This window comes from Paeniglutamicibacter sp. NPDC012692 (assembly GCF_042901625.1).
GTDB lineage: Bacteria > Actinomycetota > Actinomycetes > Actinomycetales > Micrococcaceae > Paeniglutamicibacter.
The window spans coordinates 161,843-179,549 of the sequence record NZ_JBIBDE010000001.1; the positions used below are offsets into that span (position 1 = coordinate 161,843).

Consider the following 17,707-nt stretch of genomic DNA (forward strand, 5'->3'; position numbering starts at 1 on the left):
CCGCCGAGGATCCGCAAACGGGTCCCGGTACCAAGCTTCGGAACACCAAATCTTTCCGCCATCGCGTTTTGCGCGTCGCGGAAAATTAGTGTCCCGTGTCTAAGGTAGGTGACCTGCGGCGTCTGCCTAGGAGATGCATTCATGCATATTCTCGACTCTGTCGATGCAGCCTCGCTGCGCACCGATGTCCCGGCTTTCCGCCCGGGTGACACCGTCAAGGTTCACGTAAACATCATCGAAGGCAAGAACTCCCGTGTCCAGGTCTTCCAGGGCTTCGTCCTTGGTCGCCAGGGTGACGGCGTTCGCGAAACCTTCACCGTTCGCAAGGTCTCCTTCGGCGTCGGCGTAGAGCGTACCTTCCCGGTACACTCCCCGGTCCTCGAAAAGATCGAACTGGTAACCCGCGGCGACGTTCGCCGCGCGAAGCTGTTCTACATGCGCGATCGCCACGGCAAGGCTGCGAAGATCCGCGAAAAGCGCGACTTCCGCACTGCCAAGTAGTAAGAAAAGCGAGAACCTTCGTTTCCGCCTTTGCGCGGCAACGGGGATCCATCGTGGATCAACCTACAGAATCGGATAGTTTTTCCGCTTCAGCAAAGCGCCGGTCCCGTTCGCGGGGCTGGCGCTTTGCCGTTGGCGCCCTCATGGCGGCGGCGGTGATCACCTTGGTGATCCGCGCCACGGTCATTGATTTCTACTACATCGGCTCCGCCTCCATGGAGTCGACGTTGAACCCCGGCGACGGGCTCCTGGTAAACCGCCTTGCCTACAAGGACGAACCCATCCAGCGCGGCGACATCATCATCTTTGACGGCCGGGGATCCTTCCTGCCCTATCAAAGCCCCAATGCCGTGGATTCCCTTGCCTGGGCACTGCGCCTGGCGGGCAACGACTCGGTGTACGTCAAGCGGGTCATCGGCGTGGCAGGCGACACCGTCAGCTGCTGCGGGCCGGACGGCAAGCTCAGGGTCAACGGCCTTCCGCTGGATGAGCCCTACCTTTTTGCCGGCGACAAGCCCAGCGAGCAGACATTCACCGCCAAGGTTCCGCACGGCCGCCTCTGGGTCATGGGCGACCACCGCTCGGTCTCCGAAGACTCCCGGGCGCTGCTTGGCGCGCCCGGCGGCGGCATGATCCCTGTCGACAGGGTCCTGGGGCGGGTCAACGAGGTCATTTGGCCGCTTGACCGCAAGCGTCCCGTCGGCGACGGAAGCACGGACCCCGGTTCCACATCGGTGGCCGAGTAGCAGCGGTCTCCCTTGGACTCCCCGCCGCACCCGGCAGTGTGGCGGCCTCCATGCGGTCGTAGCAAAGTGGTGCGGGAACCTCGTTCCCGCACGGCCTCGGGTTAGAGTGGCACCCTGCGGTAAATCGTTGCTCGTTTTGTGCCCGGCGCGGATGTTCCCAACACGTCCGAGAATGACTCCTGCCGGTCACCACCTTGATCGGGGAAAACTCCACATGCCGGAATCATCACGGACCCTTCTGAGGCGTGCCGGTGTTGCCGCCGCAACCGCTGCGTTCGTGATGGGCAGCTGCCTCGTGGCTGGACCCTCGCCGGCTGCCGCCGAACAGGCCTCGAATCCCGTTGTCGCTGCGCCATCCGCCGTCGGCTCGACGTCGTCGGAAGCCCGGGATGCGACAGTGCCCCAAGGGCTCGCCGAGGCTGTGGAGCGCGACCTTGGCATGGGCGTCGAAGAGTTCCAGGCCCGAGGCGAACTTGTTGCCACTGCCGATCGGCTCCGGACGGACCTGCGGAAAGCAGGGCTCAGGGCATCTTTCGCCATCGCGGGGAACAAGATCGTGGTCAAGACGGATGTTGCCGACCGTGCCGCGGTCACCCAAAAGCTTGACGCGCTGACCCGGGGCACCGGGATCGAGCTCGCGATTTCCACCGCGGATTCGAACACCGCATCCGCTTCTGCGACAACGTCCGCGGTGACCAAGAAGAGCCCCGCGGACGTCGATGCGTTGTTCAAGGCGTATGCGGCTTCGGTCGATTCCGAGACGCTGCTCCATCTCCAGGCCGTCATGGAGACGGCAGACGGCTTCGTGATCCGCTCCGGCGGCGTTTCCAAAGACGCACCTGCCCGTCCCGCCGCGCTCACCCTGACCCCCGGCGGCAAGCTGACCCCGGAGGAATTCGCGAACCAGTACCCGGATGTCAGCATCCACGAAGCCGAGGGGCCCGCCACCGTAACCGCAACCAACGACGTGCTCGGCGGCATGGGTTACGGAGCAGAAATGGCCCCGGAATCGTACACCTTGTGTTCGGTGGGCTTCAACGGCTTCAATGCAGCCGGCTCCCGCGCCGCACTTTCGGCAGGCCACTGCACGCAGGACGGCAAGATACGCAGCGTCTCAATCGCCGAGCACAGTGCGCCGGATGTATTTGAGGAGCTCAATGTCGACCGATTCGGTTCCTTCGGCTTCTCCCAGTTCGGGGGTCCAGGAAACACCTCGCTGCTAACCGACGGCACGCATGTGCTCGGAAACGTCGGCACCGACGTATCCGTGCTGGACAACATCAACCCCGCACTCAGGCAGCAACCGATGGTCACCGACTGGAGGGGTGCCGATGAGCGCGATTCCGGAACAAGGGTCACGGGTGTGGCCCGCGCCATCGTCGGATCAAGCGTCTGCAAGTCCGGCCGGACCACGGGCTGGACCTGCGGCAGGGTTGATGAGGTCGGGTTCTTCATTGTCGGTGGTTTCAGGAACAACACCACGGATCTCCGCGGCGTCCGCGGTTTCGGAATGCCCAACCCCGGGCTGACCAAGGCCTTCCAAGGCGATTCCGGCGGATCGGTCATTTCAGGCGGAAACGCCGTGGGAATCACCAGCGCCATTTCCGATGAATCGGACGGTCAAGTGGGCCGCGCCTATTTCGCCGACATCAACCAGGCGCTCCAGCAGGCCAAAGGCTACTCCGTCAAGCTCTTTGTCAACGCACCCAAGATCACGGCGCCGGCCAAGGGCACGAGCCTGAAAGCCGGGGCGAAGATTTCGGGGACCGTTGCATCGGCTCCGTCGGGCACCGTGGTCGAGGTATCCTCCTCCGGCAAGAAGATCGCCACGGCCAAGATCTCCAAGGGTTCCTTCAGCTTCAGGACCCCCGAAAAGCTTGGCACGTTCAAGTTCACGGTTCAGGCGGTCAAGGGATTCAGCAAGTCCCGTCCCACCACGGGCTCGGTCAAGCTGGCGATGCCGACCCCGAAATTCACGGCACCCAAAAACGGGGCGACCACCGTGGGGCCCGTGACCAGGATTTCCGGTACGGGTTTTCCCGGCGCAACGGTCAAGCTTTCCGGTGACGTGAAGGGCAAAACGGTGGTCGCCACCAACGGCCGCTGGAGCAAAAAGACAAGCGCGCTGCGCTACGGCGGACACAAGATCACCGCCACCCAGTCCAAGGGATCCCACGTCTCGCGTTCGGCGGTCACGTCCTTCAAGGTTGCCGTTCGCGCACCGGTCATATCCTCACCGGCACGCGACAGGGTGTCGACCAAGGCGCCGCGTGCCATTTCGGGAACCGGCATTCCGGGAGCCACGCTCAAGCTCAGCGGGGCCGTCACCAAGAGCCTCGTCATCGGCGGGAACGGCAAATGGAGCGTCAAGCTGAAGCGCACCTGGACCTATGGCAGCCACGGAATCAAGGCAACGCAGAAGATCGGCAAGTACACCTCTGGTAGCGCCCGCACCAGTTTCAAGCTCATCCCGCGGGCGCCTTCGATCGAGACCCCGACCGCGGGCAGGGAATTCGCGTACGGCAAGGCGCCCGCCACGATCTCCGGCCGCGGCATCAGCGGGGCGACGGTAAGGGTCACGCTGGGCAATGCCAAAGCCAGCACCACGGTTGTCCGTGGAACCTGGAAGGTCCGGATTCCCGGAACCTTGAAGGCCGGTTCCCACACGGCCACGGCCGTGCAGGTTCTCAAGAAGACCTCATCGGCGCCCGAGAAGGTCAAGTTCACGGTGAACGGTCCGTCTTCGTAGCAGGCGTAGTCCCCGACCCGGCTGGGGCGGGGTCGACCGATGCCGAACGCGCGGTCCACGTGGGCGTCCTCTCCAAACCTTCGCGCCACGTAGGCAAATTGCCAGTGTCGCAACGTAGGCTAGGAGGCGGCGGAACGCACCAAACCGGAGGCACCCAACAGCGGTGCCAATTGATGCGTGTCCCGCCAAGACACAGTTAGACACCCCTGAAAGGGCCCCACGCACGTGACCCACGCCAGCGAGCCAGCAGCAGCATCGGAACGACCACGCCGGAAACGGAATCCCTTGTGGGCGGCGGTGCGGGAAATCCTCATCGTTGTCGTCGTCGCCCTGGTGATCTCCCTGGTGGTGAAGACCTTCTTCTTCAGGGCCTTCTACATCCCCTCGGGCTCGATGGAAGAAACCCTGCTGAAGAACGACCGCATCTTCGCGAACCTCATGGTCCCCGGTCCCTTCGAGCTCACCCGCGGCGACGTCGTGGTCTTCCGAGACGACCAGGGGTGGCTTCCGCCCATCGCCTCGACCGTGACAAACCCGATCGACGAGTTCTTCGCCTTTGTCGGCCTGGTTCCGGACGCATCCAACCAGCACCTGATCAAGCGCATCATCGGCATGCCGGGCGACACCGTCAAGTGCTGCGCCCCGGATGGAAGGCTGACCGTCAACGGCGTCGAGATCACCGAACCGTACATCTACCCCGGGGATGCCCCCTCGGAGCAGGAATTCACGAAGGTGGTCCCTGAGGGCAAGCTGTGGGTCATGGGAGACCACCGGGCCGAATCCGCCGATTCGCGCTACCACGAGGACGTGCAGGGCGGCTTCGTCGACATTTCCTCGGTCGAGGGCAAGGCCTCCGTCATCTCCTGGCCGCTCGACCGGATCGGGGGGATCTCCAACCACCCCGAGGTCTTCGCCAACGTGCCGGCCCCCAAGAGCACGGCGCCCAAGAACTAATGGCTTCACAACGACCCACCCTCGAACACGAGCGCGCCCTGGCCGCACGCGGCGGCCACAAGCTCATCGGCGCCGCCGACGAGGTGGGCCGCGGCGCCCTGGCGGGCCCGGTGTCCGTCGGCTACGTCGTCGTCGACCCGAACGGCGTCCCGGACCTGCCGGGCGTGCGCGATTCCAAGCTGCTGACCGCCGAGCAGCGTAACCTCCTGGTTCCGCTGATCAAGCAATGGGCGGCGGGCTGGGGCGTCGGACACGCAAGCGCCGCGGAGATCGACGAACTCGGCCTGGTGCCCGCGCTGCGGCTAGCCGGCCTGCGGGCCGTCACCGCCGCCGGCGTGGAAGCCGACGCGGTGCTGCTGGACGGGAACCTGGACTGGCTCTCGGCCACCAGGCAGCCCACGCTGCTGGATTCGCTGATGCCCGGATTCGGGGAACCCGACGACGTCGACGGCCTGCTCATCCCCGTGCAAACCCTGATCAAGGGCGACTTGCTGGCGCTGTCCATCGCCGCGGCGTCGATTTTGGCCAAAGTCGAGCGCGACGAGCTGCTCGATGGCTACGATAGTGAACACCCGGCGTACGGTTGGATACAGAACAAGGGGTACGGCACCACGGGACACCGGCAGGCAATCGTCGAGCACGGGGCCACCGGGTACCACCGCAAGACCTGGCAGCTCACACCCAAGGGCTAGGGAATCGCACAAGGAAGGCGAGGGAGCAACATGAGTGCCGAAGATCTTGAAAACTATGAAGCGGATTTGGAACTGCAGCTCTACCGCGAATACAAGGACGTTGCGAACCTCTTCAACTTCGTGGTGGAAACCGAACGGCGTTTCTACCTGGCCAACGGGGTGGACCTGAAGACCCGCTCGGCCGACGGTGAGGTCTTCTTCGACCTGACCCTGACCGACGCCTGGGTGTGGGACGTCTACCGCACGGGCCGCTTCGTGAAGTCGGTGCGCATCGTCACCTTCAAGGACGTGAACATCGAGGAACTGAACCGCGACACAGACCTGGCCATGCCCAAGGACGGTCTGGACCTGGACTGACCGGCACACGCCGCCGCACAACACCCTTTCCGCCCCGCATCCCACGGCCCACCGTCGCCGGATGCGGGGCGTTCCTGCTTTGTCCCGGCCGCATGAGGCAGTCCGGCCTGTGCCACGCGTAAAACCCGTACGGTCACCGGGGATTCGTTGGTACGCTCGTCGAAACGCCGCATCGGTGGACAGCGGCCCGTTTCAGTTTCCTGCCGAAGCCACCTGCACAAGCCACGAGGGGTAGCGCACATGGTCAGCAACGAATCGCCAGATAGGATCCAGGATCAGGACGAGGACGGGGACGACGACCTGGGAAGCATGTACTTCGGCTCCTTCGGCGAAGAGCGCCCGGAGGACCGCCTCAACCTGAAAGACCTCGGACTCGTGTTCGAGAACGGGCAACCCGATCGGGTGGTGGGGAAGCGTGCATTCGGCGCAGGTATCGCGGCACTGAACGAGGCGCTCGCCGGGTACTCCCGGGTACTCGAGGAACACGAAGAGAAACTGGCCGAGCTGCTCGTGGACTCCGACACGGATCCCGTGGTGCTTGATGCCTCGGACCGCGTGCACGAGGCGCTCTTCAGGCTCAAGGCGGGGCACCAGGCCTACACCGGGCACCCCTTTCTGGGGGATCCGCTCCTTCGCGCGAGCCGGCAGTACCCGGACCCGGACGAGTTCCCGGAGGACGACTTCGACTACCGCACCCGGGAATACGAGGAAGACGACAGTCACGGGCCGATCGGCCGTGAGCTCGGGGTCGTAGTTCCCTTGAACCTGCTGCTGCAGTCGGGATCGGGAACGATGGTCCAAGTGGCCGCCGCCCGCGTGTACGGCAATGGCGTCATGCTTGGCATCGAATGCGCACAGCTCCGCGGGCAGCACGAGGACCTTGCCGCCTGGCGGCTGCGGAGCGGGACCTTGGCAGAGTGCGAGCTCGAGGCAGACGATCCGGTGACCGGCTCGTTCTATGTCTGCAGCCTGATTCGCATGGACCCGCTCGACTTCAACCAGGTGAATCGTTGTGTCGTGGAACTCTGGATGCCGGGGATCCTGGGGGCGCGGCGGCTTCATTGCGTCCTCACGGTCGGGAACTTCCCCAACATCCACGGCGATGCGGAACCGCTCGGCCTGGAATTCGAACTTGATCCCGAGGCCCTGCGCCAGGCCGCGGCCGGGATCAACCGTCCCTGACAGGTCCGGCGCCCAGCGTGGGACCGCCCACCGACCGAGTTTTCTGGTCGGCGCGCGCCCCGGGCTTATCCACATTCCCCACGCTGCCCGTCCCGTGTTCGGCCTTAAGCGCCCACGCTTGGAGCAATGAAGCATTCAGGCCGGGCGCTCGCCGAGTCCCGGCCCGGGGATTGCCGAAGGGAGCGTGGGACAGGTGAACCACAACCAGGAACTTGGCGCCAAGGGCGAGGAGCTTGCAGCGGCCTACCTGGCAGGTGTCGGGTACACCGTGCTGGAACGGAATTGGCGGTGCAAGATCGGCGAGCTGGACATCATCGCCGACGACGCCGGCCAGGTCGTCGGGGTGGAGGTGAAGACCCGCAGCTCGCTGGGCTTCGGGCACCCCGCCGAGGCGGTGAACCCGGCGAAGCTGCGGCGGCTCTCCAGATTGGCCCGGCGCTGGTGCGTGGAGCACCGCAGGGATGCGCGCACGGTGCGGGTCGACGTGCTGGCGATCGTCATGGCGCCCGGGCGCGAAGCGAGCATCGAGCACCTGGTCGGGGTCGAGTCGTGAGCCTGGCGCGGACGCTGGGCATCGGGTTGACCGGACTGAACGGCCAGCTCATCGAAATCGAGGCCGACGTCGGCAACGGCATCCCCGGCTTCCTGCTGCTCGGGCTGCCCGATGCGTCGCTGAACGAGTCGCGCGAGCGGATCCGCTCCGCGGCACGGAACTCCGGCATCCCGCTGCCCAACCGCCGCATCACCGTGAACCTGACCCCGGCGACCCTGCACAAGCGCGGCTCCGGCTTCGACCTGGCGATCCTGCTGGCAACCCTCGCCGCGGACCGCAACATCACGCCCCGGCCCGAGGTGGTCTACCTCGCCGAGCTCGGACTCGACGGGTCCCTGCGCCCGGTTCCGGGCGTGCTGCCCTCCGTCATGGCCGCGGTCCGTGCGGGGTGCCCGGAGATCGTCGTTGCCGCCGGGAACCTCGCCGAGGCCGAACTGGTTTCCGGTGCCAAGGTGCGCTCCTACGACCACCTATCCCAGCTGCTCGCCGACTGCGGGGCGGACCCGTCCGGGCTGCGCTTCCGGGCGCGGCACCATTCCCCGCAGCGCAAGCCCGGGGCGTGGGCGGGAGCCGATGTGCGGGCGCTGGACCTGGCCGAGGTGGTCGGCCAGGCACAGGGACGCTACGCGTTGGAGGTCGCGGCGGCCGGCGGGCACCACCTGCTGCTCACCGGGCCCCCGGGCGCGGGCAAGACCATGCTGGCGCAGCGCCTGCCGGGCCTGCTCCCGGACCTGGACGACGTCCAGGCCATGGAAACCACGGCCGTGCATTCGCTCGCGGTAGGGGGCGGGCAGATCACCGCGTTGATCCGCCGCCCGCCGTTCGAGGCCCCGCACCACAGCGCCTCGATGGTGGCGCTGATCGGCGGGGGCGGCGGCGTCCCGCGGCCCGGCGCCGCATCCCGGGCCCACCGGGGCGTGCTGTTCCTGGACGAAAGTCCCGAGTTCAGCGCCACGGCGCTCGACGCGTTGCGCCAGCCGCTCGAGTCCGGGGTGCTGACCCTGCACCGGGCTGCGGGCACCGCGACCTACCCGGCGCGGTTCCAGCTGGTGATGGCGGCGAACCCGTGCCCGTGCGGGCGCAACCTCGGCAAGGGGACCGATTGCACGTGCACGCCCATGCAGCGCCGCCGCTACCTGGCCAGGCTCTCGGGCCCGCTGCTGGACCGGATCGACATGCAGCTCTTTGTCCCGCAGCTCTCGGCGCGCGAGATGGCGGCCCGGGGCCCCGTCGAGTCCTCCGCGCTAGTGGCCGCCCGCGTCCGCGAGGCCAGGGTGCAGCAAAGGGAAAGGCTCAAGCGCTGGGGCATCGGAACCAACGCAGAGGTTCCCGGCTCGATCCTGCGCAACGAGCTGCGCCTGGTGTCCGCGACCACCACGGGGTTGAACAATGCGGCCGAATCCCTGCGGCTCAGTGCCCGCGGCTACGACAGGGTGCTGCGCATCGCCTGGAGCATCGCGGACCTGAACTCGCATGCCTGCCCCACGGCGGAAGACGTGGACGTGGCGTTGCAGCTGCGCCAGCACGGCAAGGGGGACATCGGGTAGGAGCGGGCCCGGCACGAAGCGATGCTCGACGCATAGGGGACACTGCGTGGATCATTGACCCATGCGTACCTTCGTTTCCCGCACCGACATGGGCCACCATTCGTCGAACGGCCCGTCAGGCTCCCTGGCCTCCGTCTCCTCCGCCGGGTCGATCGCCTCACTTGCGTCCGCGGGCTGCATCGCCTCGGTCTCATCGGCGGGATCGATAGCCTCGGCCATGTCCGCCGGGTCGATCGCGTCCATCGCCTCGGTGGGATCCATTGGGTCCGTCGCCTCGATCGGTGCGATCGGAAAGGTTGGCTACATCGGTCCCGTACCCATCGCCACCCTGGTCGGGATGGTCCTGGCCGCAGTGCGGGCCAGACGGAGCTAGGCCGCGACGTACCTGCGCGCCGGCGAGAATCGCTTAACCAACAGCGCCATCAGGCCATCGACCAGCAGTGCGAGCCCGGTCACCAGCACCGCACCCACCAGCACCTGGCCGTAGTCGTACAGGGCAAGCCCGTCGAAGATGTAGCGGCCCAGCCCGCCGAGGTTCACGTAGGCGGCGATCGTCGCCGTGGCAATGACCTGCAGGATCGCCCCGCGCAGCCCGCCCAGGATCAGCGGCAGCGCCAGCGGGAGCTCGACCTGCAGGATGATGCGCGAATCCTTCATGCCGATGGCGCGCGCCGAATCCACGACCAGCGGGTCGACGTTTGCCACCCCCGAGTACACCCCGGCCAGGACCGGCGGAATGGCGATGAGGATCAGCGCCACCAGGGGCGGGAAAAGCCCCAGGCCCATCAGCAACACCAACAGCGTCATGATGCCCAGGGACGGCAGCGCCCGCAGGACGTTGGACAGGGACACCAGCACCACCTTGCCGCGCCCCGTGTGGCCGATGAACAAGCCCAGCGGGAAGGCAACCGCCAAGGCCGCCAGCACCGCCAGGAACGAGTACCAAAGGTGCTCTCCCAGCCGGGCGGCGATTCCGCCCTCGCCAGCCCAATTGGCTGCCGTGCCCAGGTAGGTCAGCATGTCGTTGATCATTTCTTGCCTCCAAGCGCCGGACCGCCGGTGGCCTGCGGCATGACAAGAGCCGCAGCAGTGCGCCTCGGCGCGGCGCTCGCCGAACCTCCGGTGTTCCTCGGCGAAAGCCACGGGGTCAACAGCTGGCCGATCACCGCAAGCACCCGGTCAAGGACCAAGGCCAGCAGCAGGATCATGATGATTCCCGCCAGGATCTGGTCGGGGTAGTCGCGCTGGTATCCGGAGGTGAACAACTGCCCCAGCCCGCCGATGCCGATCACCGCACCCACCGAGACCAGCGAAACGTTCGTCACGGCCGCCACGCGGGTTCCCGCTGCCAGCGGGCCCACCGCCAACGGGAGGTCAACCAGGAGGCGACGCCTTGCCGGGGAATACCCCATCGCCTCGGCGGAACTAAGCACCTCGGCGGGAACCGCATCCAGCGCATCAAAGACCGTGCGCACCAGCAGCGACGCGGAATACAGGCTTAGCGCGATCACCACGTTGACCGGATCCAGGATCTGCGTGCCAAGCAGCGTGGGAATCACCACGAACAATGCCAGCGACGGCACCGTAAAGACGGCACTGGCCAGGGTGGTGATCAAGGACCGCGCTCGCCGGCGGTTTCCGAAGACGAGCCCCAGCGCCAGCGCCAGCACCAGGCCGACCACGACGGGGACGACCGAGAGGTACAGGTGTTCGAGTGTCAGTTCCCGAACCTGTTCGAGGTTTTCCAGGAGCCATTTCATGCGCCGGCCACCACCCCGGGGCGCAGGTGCGGCGCCAAGTCGCCGAGCGTGATGTAGGCTGCCGGCTTCCCGTCCCCGTCCATCAGCAGTGCGGCGGCGACCGGCGAAGCCAGCACCGCGTCGAGGCCCGCGCGCAGGGAGTCCCCGGGGCGCAGCGCGCCGGCGACGGCAAAGCGGGCGCCCTCGATGTTGACCCATTGGGCCCCACCGTCCACACCGGCCGTCACATGGTCGCTGCCAGGCTCCAGGGCCCACCCGGGGGCGAACGGGGACAGGTCGATGCTCCCGTCGCCGCGCGGGGCCGGCAGCGGGGTGCTGGAGACGCGATCGAGCGTGTCGAAGGACAGCGCCCGGAAGCCCCTGTCCTTGGACACCAGCGAGGCCACGAACCCGTTGGCCGGGCGCGTGAGGATCTCCGCGGGCGGGGCGTACTGCTGCAGGCGGCCGCCCGGGGCCATGACGGCGATCTTGTCCCCGAGGGTCAGCGCCTCGTCGATGTCGTGGGTGACCATGACGATGGTCTTCTTGATTTCGGCCTGCAGGTGCCGGACCTCCTGCTGCAGCTCCTCGCGCACGATCGGGTCCACCGCGCTGAACGGCTCGTCCATCAACAGGATGGGCGGGTCGGCCGCCAGAGCGCGTGCCACGCCCACGCGCTGTTGCTGCCCGCCGGAGAGCTGCGCCGGATAGCGCTTGGCCACCGAGGCGTCCAGCCCGACTCGTTCCAGCGCCTCGTGGGCCTTGGCCCTGGCCGCCGACTTGGAGAGCCCCAGCAGTCGCTGGACGGTGGCGACGTTGTCGATCACCGTGCGGTGCGGAAACAGGCCGCCGTTCTGCAGGACGTAGCCGATGCCCAGGCGCAGGGACACCGGGCGGATTTCGGCCACGTCCTGCCCGTCGACGAGGACGCGCCCTCCGGTGGGGGTCACCATGCGGTTGATCATGCGCATGGAAGTGGTCTTGCCACAGCCGCTGGGGCCGACGAGGACCGTGAAGGAGCCCGTCTCGATGTGGAGGTCGAGGTTGTCCACCGCTCTGGTGCCTCCGGGGTAGGTCTTGGAGACGGATTCGAAGGTGATCATCGGGAAGGTTCCTTCTGGGAGGCGGTGTTGGCGCGTGATTCCGGGAAAAATATGGGGGTTGGCCACCGGCGGGTAACGGCAGCCAACCCCTGTTCGAACATGTGTTCGATTGCGGTTTCTATACTACTTGGAGAGCAAACCCTGCTCGGTCAGCCAGGCAATCGCCGCGGCCTTCGGCTCGGTCTTCGAGTCCCCGGAGACCTGCTCATTGAGCTTGATCAGCTCTTCGGTGCTCAGCTTCGCCGAAACCGCATCAATGGTCTCGATCGCCTTCATGTCCAGCTTGTCCTTGCCTGCCACGGGGATGACCTGCTGGGCCGGGAAGTTGTTCTTGGGATCCTCCAGGACCACCAAATCGTTGGCCGGTATCGCGGTACTGGTCGTGAAGATGTTCGCCGCGGTCACGGATCCATCCAGCAGGGCCTTCACGGTTGCCGGGCCGCCGCCATCGGCGATCGGGACGAACTTGGCGGGGACCAGCCCGTAGTTCTTCTCCAGCCCCGGCAAGCCGACCGGGCGTTCCTTGAACTCCGGCGGCCCGGCCATCGTCACCTCGGCATTGTGGGCGGCGAGATCGCCGATCGACTTCAGGTTCCACTTGTCGGCGGTCGCCTTGGTGACAACCACCGAGTCCTTGTCTTCCGCGGCGGCGGGGGTCAGCGCGGCAAGATTCTTTGCCAGCAGCGCTGCCGGAAGCCCGTTGAGGATGGCCGCAGGGGTGCTGACATCCGCGTTCTTGTCCAAGAAGAGCAACAGGTTGCCCGTGTAGTCGGGGATCAAGTCGATGGAGCCGTCGGCGAGGGCCGGAATGTAGGCCTCGCGGGAGCCGATGTTGAACTTCGTCGCCACGTCGTAGCCCTTGGCCTTGAGCGCCTCGGCGTAGAGATTGCCTATGATCTCGGACTCGGTGAAGTTGGCCGAGGACACCGTCAACTTCGAGGCTGCGGCCGAACCGCCGGAAGATGCCGGGGCTGCGGTGGGATCCGAGCAGCCGCTAAGGACCAATGATCCGGCGACCACCGAAAGGGCGACAAGGAGGGGAAGTCTTCTTTTGTTCGTCATTATTAGCCTGAATTCGTCTAGGGAGATTCTGCAGGAAGATCAATCTCGCTCCCGCCTCGAGGGCGAGAGCCACTTGTCCATCGTTGCCTACTATGCAGGCCACAAGCAATATTTGATTTTCCGACCGGCCAATTCGGATGCCCACAAGTCACCAAGCGTCATCAACGAACCCGGAACGCCGCGCCAGGCCGGCGATGCCCACCCGTGCCCGACCCGACGGGGAACACTTGCCCGCACAAGAGCCGGGAAACGGCGCCAACCCGCGACCCCGGCACAGTCCGGTAGCGCCCGCGCCAACCTGCCCCGGGCGCTACCCATGATGGATCCACCCCCGAACAAGGCAATGACAGGAACGGGGACAAGCAGGCAAATTGCCAAGGGAGCCAGGGAGCGCCAACGCATGGACCAGACCAACGACGAAACCACCGCCAGGGCAGGGCTCACACGCATCATCGAGCCCAACGACCAAACCGGCGCCGCACTCGTGACGATCCTGGGTGCAATCGAGGCCTACCGGCTGATCCGCGAACACACGGGCCCGGCGCCCGCCCGAGCCCAACAACAGGTAGCCGATCTCCTGGACGCCCACGGTGCCTCCCGCACGAGCCTGCGTCTCGACGCGGGACTCGACAGATGGCGTGCACGCGCAAGCATCGCAAACCCCCAAGCGGACCTGCAGCTGATGAACAACCTGGGAGGGGGAATCCTCCTGCCCGGCGACGAAAACTGGCCACGCGGATTCGACGCACTCGGACTCGCAGCACCCCACGCACTCTGGTACAGGGGCAAGGGAGCCATCGAGACCCTGCGCGAGCCAAACCGCTTGGTCGCAATTGTCGGCTCGCGAGACGCCACCGAGTACGGACGCACCATCACAGCCGAACTCGCCGGCGGACTGGTACGACATGGCATGTGCATCGTCTCCGGGGGAGCCTATGGAATCGACGCCAGGGCGCACGAGTCCGCGCTCGCCGAAGGACCCCCAGAGGAGGAAACCCCATTGCGACCCTCAACCATCGCCGTCATGGCCGGGGGACTAGACCGCTTCTACCCCGCAGGGAACGAAGACCTCCTCTACCGGGTGCACCGCGAGGGGCTGCTCATCTCCGAAGTCGCCCCGGGCGCCACCCCCACGCGCTGGCGGTTCCTGCAACGCAACCGGCTCATCGCCGCACTGTGCGCACTGACGATAGTCAGCGAAGCGCGCTGGCGCTCAGGGGCACTAAGCACCGCACACCACGCCGCCGAGATGGGCCGCGAGGTGGGGGCAGTCCCCGGATCCGTCTACTCGGCAAATTCCGCAGGCTGCCACCGACTCATCAGGGAAGGCGCTGCAACACTCATCACCGACGCCGCCGAAGCCCTCGAGCTACTCGGCACCTCCATTGCCGCCAACACCTCAAATGGCTCACCTCCCATGGGGGAAGCAAGCGCCACCAAAACGGAAGACGCTCGAGATTACGACGGACTGGCAGTGCAAGACCTCCTGCTCCTGGATGCACTGCCCATCCGCTCGCCACGCACCGTCGACGAACTCGCGATCCTCGCAGGCCTCGGAATCGGCTCAATCCTCGGCGGACTCAGCCGCCTCACCGCCAAGGGCCTCGCCCAATCCAAGCCAGAAGGCTGGATACGCAGATACCCCAATGGAAAGCCGCGGTAACGAGGCGTCCAAGACCGGGACACCCTCCCTCGACAGTGAGAGACACGACTCCCATGGGAGTGAGAGCGATACCCGCACCAGATCACCGTTGCCCTGCGGCGTGGCACCGTTGCCCGCACGCCGTCACTGGGAGACAGTAGAGGCGTGCCACAACGACCCGAACAAAAATCCGAACCCATCGCCATCCCCGCCGCGCTCCAAAGTGCCCACGATGGCTTCCTGCGGCACATGCGCCTCGAACGCTCACGCAGCGAACACACGCTACGCGCATACAGCTCGGACATCACCAACCTCCTCACCTACGCGACCCCGCGCGGCGCCCAAACCCTGGAAGGCATAGACCTCCCGCTGCTGCGCACCTGGCTCATGACCCTCCAGGAATCAGGCCTCGCCCGAACCACCCTCTCCCGCCGCTCCGCCTCGATACGAAGCTTCCTCGCCTGGGCGCTACGCGAAAACCTCATCGACACAAATCCGGCAAGCCGCCTCCAATCGCCCAAACGCGAACAACGACTCCCACACGTCCTGCAGAGCAACCAAATCCAACGCATGTTCGACGCCCCGCCACGGACAACAAAGCAAGGAAACACGGAGACGGGCGAACCCACCGCAGAAGAACGCGCGCTCGCCGACCGCAACACACTCATCCTCGAACTGCTATACGCCACGGCAATCCGCGTCGGCGAACTCGTATCCCTGGACGTAGACAGCCTCGACCTCGACCGACGCACCCTTCGCGTCATCGGCAAGGGGGACAAGGAACGCACGATCCCCTTCGGACAACCCGCACTCAACGCCTTGGACAACTGGCTCCGCCGCTCCAGACCCATACTCCGCAACGAACACTCAGGCCCCGCCCTGCTCCTCGGCAAACGAGGCAAACGCCTCGACGCCCGCCAAGCCCGCGAAGTCGTCTCAAAAGCGCTCGCCGACCTCGGGGACACCGCTGCCCGCGGCCCCCACGCCTTGCGCCACAGTGCGGCAACCCATTTGCTCGACCGCGGTGCCGACCTGAGGGCCGTGCAGGAAATTCTGGGTCACTCGTCGCTGGCCACCACCCAGCTTTATACGCACGTTTCGGTCGAACGGCTCAAGGAGAGCTACCAGAGAGCCCATCCGCGCGCATAACTTGAAGTCATGTGCCAAAGTCACTGGCCGAAAGACGTATAATCATGCAGAATACTTAAGTAGGATTTACTGTCCTTCGAACTGGGTTGTTGGCGTTGGGGAAGACGTTCCAACAGCAAATCGGAGGAAGGCATGTCTGAAGCAATGACCAGGGGCGTACTTTTCGTACACTCAGCCCCTTCAGCGTTGTGCCCGCATATTGAATGGGCGATCGGTTCAGTAGTCGAACAGCGTACCGATTTGCACTGGAGCGAGCAGAACGCCGCCCCGGGTATGTCACGTGCCGAGGTGAACTGGACCGGCAAGCCGGGCACCGGCGCGCTACTGGCCTCCGCGCTGCGCGGGTGGGCGCACCTGCGCTACGAGGTCACCGAGGAAGCCAGCCCGGGTGTCGATTCCAGTCGATGGTCTCACACCCCGGAGCTGGGTATCTTCCATGCCACGACGGACGCCGCCGGCAACATCATGGTCAGCGAGGAACGCATCCGTTGGGCCTACGAAAAGGGTGCGGGCGATCCGGCCGTCGTTTACCAGGAGCTCTCGATCGCCCTGGGCGAGGCTTGGGACGAGGAACTTGAGCCGTTCCGCTACGCAGCAGAGGGAGCGCCCGTGCGCTGGCTTCACCAGGTCATCTAACGACGCACCCCCGCCAAACAACGCCTTCCGTCCCCGGCCGCGCATCCACCAGGAAACTTTTCCTATAGGTGGAACCGCGGCCGGGGATTTTGCGTCCGGGTGATTACTCGCCCGAAGCGTCCGCTCCCCGGCCATGACCCGCGCCGGGATGCCGGCCGCCGTGCTGTGTGATCGCGTCCGGTGCTGGTTGTTTTGCCGGGAGCCGTGTGTCAACCTCGTAGTGTTTCCGTCGCCGGCGTGACGATGGGCGAGCAGGACGGAGCACGACATGGGACTCATCTACATCGACCTCTTTACGACGCTCGATGGCGTTGCGCAGGCGCCCGGAGGGCCGGATGAGGACCCCGACAGCGGGTTCAAGTTCGGCGGCTGGCAAGCGCCGCTGTGGGACGAAGTTGTCGATGAGCAGGTCAACTCCGGGATGGCCGGAATGGACGCACTGCTGCTCGGGCGCCGGACCTACGACATCTTCGCCGCGTATTGGCCCCGCCAACAGGAGGAGGGTGCGGACGGGAACATCGCCCGGCTTTTCAACCACCTTCCGAAATACGTCGCCTCCCGGCAACCGCGGACCCTCGAGTGGGCCAATTCCACGCTGCTTGGTCCGGATACCGCCGGCGCCGTCCGCGCCCTGCGCGACCGACACACGAACGTCCACGTCATCGGCAGCCTTGATTTCGTGCAGACCCTGTTGGCAGAACGGCTCTTCGACCGGCTCACGCTCTGGGTGTACCCGATCCTTCTCGGAAGCGGGAAGAAGGTGTTCGCCGGCGGGGTGGTTCCGACGAACCTCAGGCTCATCGAGCCGGTCGTTGCCACACCGAAGGGGGCCGTCATGCAGCGCTACGCCCTGGTCGACGGAACCCCCGGCGTGGGCGACATGTCGGCAGGGGCCCAGGAAGGCTAGGACTTGCCTCGTGGCGGGTCAGCGCGGGTTCGTCCGTACGGATCGCGATGGCCGGCCTTCGCTTGCGGGTGTCGGCCCGCTGTTCGACCGGCGTGAGGCTGCCCTGGCCATTCCGTGGCCGGCTTTAACGGGATCGGGGTCGGGTTCCACCAACACGGTGGAACCCGACCCCGATCTCATGCGGCCCT

At 65.9% G+C, this 17,707-nt stretch carries 18 protein-coding genes; 13 read left to right on the forward strand and 5 right to left on the reverse strand.

The features are described 5' to 3' along the window. Positions 1 to 141: 141 nt before the first annotated feature. The 9 genes from rplS to ACFY5D_RS00660 all read left to right on the forward strand — a co-directional run bounded on the left by rplS (position 142) and on the right by ACFY5D_RS00660 (position 9,281). The gene (gene rplS / locus ACFY5D_RS00620) at positions 142 to 501 is read left to right on the forward strand and encodes a 50S ribosomal protein L19 (RefSeq protein ID WP_387523594.1); all 360 of its coding nucleotides are present in this window, start codon (positions 142 to 144) and stop codon (positions 499 to 501) included. A gap of 143 nt (positions 502 to 644) precedes the next feature. Then, a complete protein-coding gene (lepB, locus tag ACFY5D_RS00625; RefSeq protein ID WP_387527507.1) occupies positions 645 to 1,247 on the forward strand; it encodes a signal peptidase I in 603 nt (200 codons plus the stop codon). A 214-nt stretch (positions 1,248 to 1,461) separates the two neighbouring features. Further along, entirely contained in the window at positions 1,462 to 3,996 is a 2,535-nt protein-coding gene (locus ACFY5D_RS00630) for a S1 family peptidase (RefSeq protein WP_387523597.1), read from the forward strand. A 225-nt stretch (positions 3,997 to 4,221) separates the two neighbouring features. After that, positions 4,222 to 4,950, forward strand: coding sequence for a signal peptidase I (lepB, locus tag ACFY5D_RS00635; RefSeq protein ID WP_387523600.1), 729 nt, complete (start codon positions 4,222 to 4,224; stop codon positions 4,948 to 4,950). After that, positions 4,950 to 5,642 (forward strand): ribonuclease HII, encoded by a 693-nt coding sequence (locus ACFY5D_RS00640; RefSeq protein WP_387523603.1) that lies wholly within the window; start codon positions 4,950 to 4,952, stop codon positions 5,640 to 5,642. Before lepB (ACFY5D_RS00635) ends, ACFY5D_RS00640 begins: the two co-directional genes overlap by 1 nt. A gap of 30 nt (positions 5,643 to 5,672) precedes the next feature. Next, positions 5,673 to 5,999 (forward strand): DUF2469 domain-containing protein, encoded by a 327-nt coding sequence (locus ACFY5D_RS00645; RefSeq protein ID WP_387523605.1) that lies wholly within the window; start codon positions 5,673 to 5,675, stop codon positions 5,997 to 5,999. Between the two features lie 240 nt (positions 6,000 to 6,239). Further along, positions 6,240 to 7,181 (forward strand): hypothetical protein, encoded by a 942-nt coding sequence (locus ACFY5D_RS00650; RefSeq protein WP_387523607.1) that lies wholly within the window; start codon positions 6,240 to 6,242, stop codon positions 7,179 to 7,181. 193 nt (positions 7,182 to 7,374) lie between these two features. Continuing rightward, on the forward strand, positions 7,375 to 7,734 hold the full coding sequence (locus tag ACFY5D_RS00655) for a YraN family protein (RefSeq protein ID WP_387523609.1): 360 nt from the start codon (positions 7,375 to 7,377) through the stop codon (positions 7,732 to 7,734). Further along, positions 7,731 to 9,281 carry a YifB family Mg chelatase-like AAA ATPase gene (locus ACFY5D_RS00660; RefSeq protein WP_387523612.1) on the forward strand — a complete coding sequence of 517 codons (1,551 nt, stop codon included), beginning with the start codon at positions 7,731 to 7,733 and terminating at the stop codon, positions 9,279 to 9,281. Before ACFY5D_RS00655 ends, ACFY5D_RS00660 begins: the two co-directional genes overlap by 4 nt. Positions 9,282 to 9,332: 51 nt before the next feature. Here the strand turns inward: ACFY5D_RS00660 and ACFY5D_RS00665 are convergent, their stop codons facing one another. From ACFY5D_RS00665 to ACFY5D_RS00685, 5 genes are all read right to left on the reverse strand, one after another. Further along, positions 9,333 to 9,542, reverse strand: a complete 210-nt coding sequence (locus ACFY5D_RS00665) for a hypothetical protein (protein WP_387523615.1) — start codon at positions 9,540 to 9,542, stop codon at positions 9,333 to 9,335. A 108-nt stretch (positions 9,543 to 9,650) separates the two neighbouring features. Then, on the reverse strand, positions 9,651 to 10,313 hold the full coding sequence (locus tag ACFY5D_RS00670) for an ABC transporter permease (protein ID WP_387523618.1): 663 nt from the start codon (positions 10,311 to 10,313) through the stop codon (positions 9,651 to 9,653). Continuing rightward, entirely contained in the window at positions 10,310 to 11,041 is a 732-nt protein-coding gene (locus ACFY5D_RS00675; RefSeq protein ID WP_387523620.1) for an ABC transporter permease, read from the reverse strand. The genes ACFY5D_RS00670 and ACFY5D_RS00675 overlap by 4 nt, the downstream gene beginning before the upstream one ends. Continuing rightward, positions 11,038 to 12,123 (reverse strand): ABC transporter ATP-binding protein, encoded by a 1,086-nt coding sequence (locus ACFY5D_RS00680; RefSeq protein ID WP_387523623.1) that lies wholly within the window; start codon positions 12,121 to 12,123, stop codon positions 11,038 to 11,040. The genes ACFY5D_RS00675 and ACFY5D_RS00680 overlap by 4 nt, the downstream gene beginning before the upstream one ends. Positions 12,124 to 12,246: 123 nt before the next feature. After that, the gene (locus ACFY5D_RS00685) at positions 12,247 to 13,185 is read right to left on the reverse strand and encodes an ABC transporter substrate-binding protein (protein WP_387523626.1); all 939 of its coding nucleotides are present in this window, start codon (positions 13,183 to 13,185) and stop codon (positions 12,247 to 12,249) included. A 400-nt stretch (positions 13,186 to 13,585) separates the two neighbouring features. Here ACFY5D_RS00685 and dprA point away from each other — a divergent pair, with 400 nt between their 5' ends. The 4 genes from dprA to ACFY5D_RS00705 all read left to right on the forward strand — a co-directional run bounded on the left by dprA (position 13,586) and on the right by ACFY5D_RS00705 (position 17,519). Continuing rightward, a complete protein-coding gene (dprA, locus tag ACFY5D_RS00690; RefSeq protein WP_387523629.1) occupies positions 13,586 to 14,848 on the forward strand; it encodes a DNA-processing protein DprA in 1,263 nt (420 codons plus the stop codon). Positions 14,849 to 14,992: 144 nt separating this feature from the next. Further along, a complete protein-coding gene (locus ACFY5D_RS00695; RefSeq protein WP_387523632.1) occupies positions 14,993 to 15,976 on the forward strand; it encodes a tyrosine recombinase XerC in 984 nt (327 codons plus the stop codon). A 132-nt stretch (positions 15,977 to 16,108) separates the two neighbouring features. Further along, positions 16,109 to 16,612 carry a DUF3145 domain-containing protein gene (locus ACFY5D_RS00700; RefSeq protein WP_209996617.1) on the forward strand — a complete coding sequence of 168 codons (504 nt, stop codon included), beginning with the start codon at positions 16,109 to 16,111 and terminating at the stop codon, positions 16,610 to 16,612. A gap of 268 nt (positions 16,613 to 16,880) precedes the next feature. Then, complete coding sequence (locus tag ACFY5D_RS00705) at positions 16,881 to 17,519, forward strand: dihydrofolate reductase family protein (RefSeq protein ID WP_387523634.1); 639 nt, start codon at positions 16,881 to 16,883, stop codon at positions 17,517 to 17,519. Positions 17,520 to 17,707: the final 188 nt, after the last annotated feature.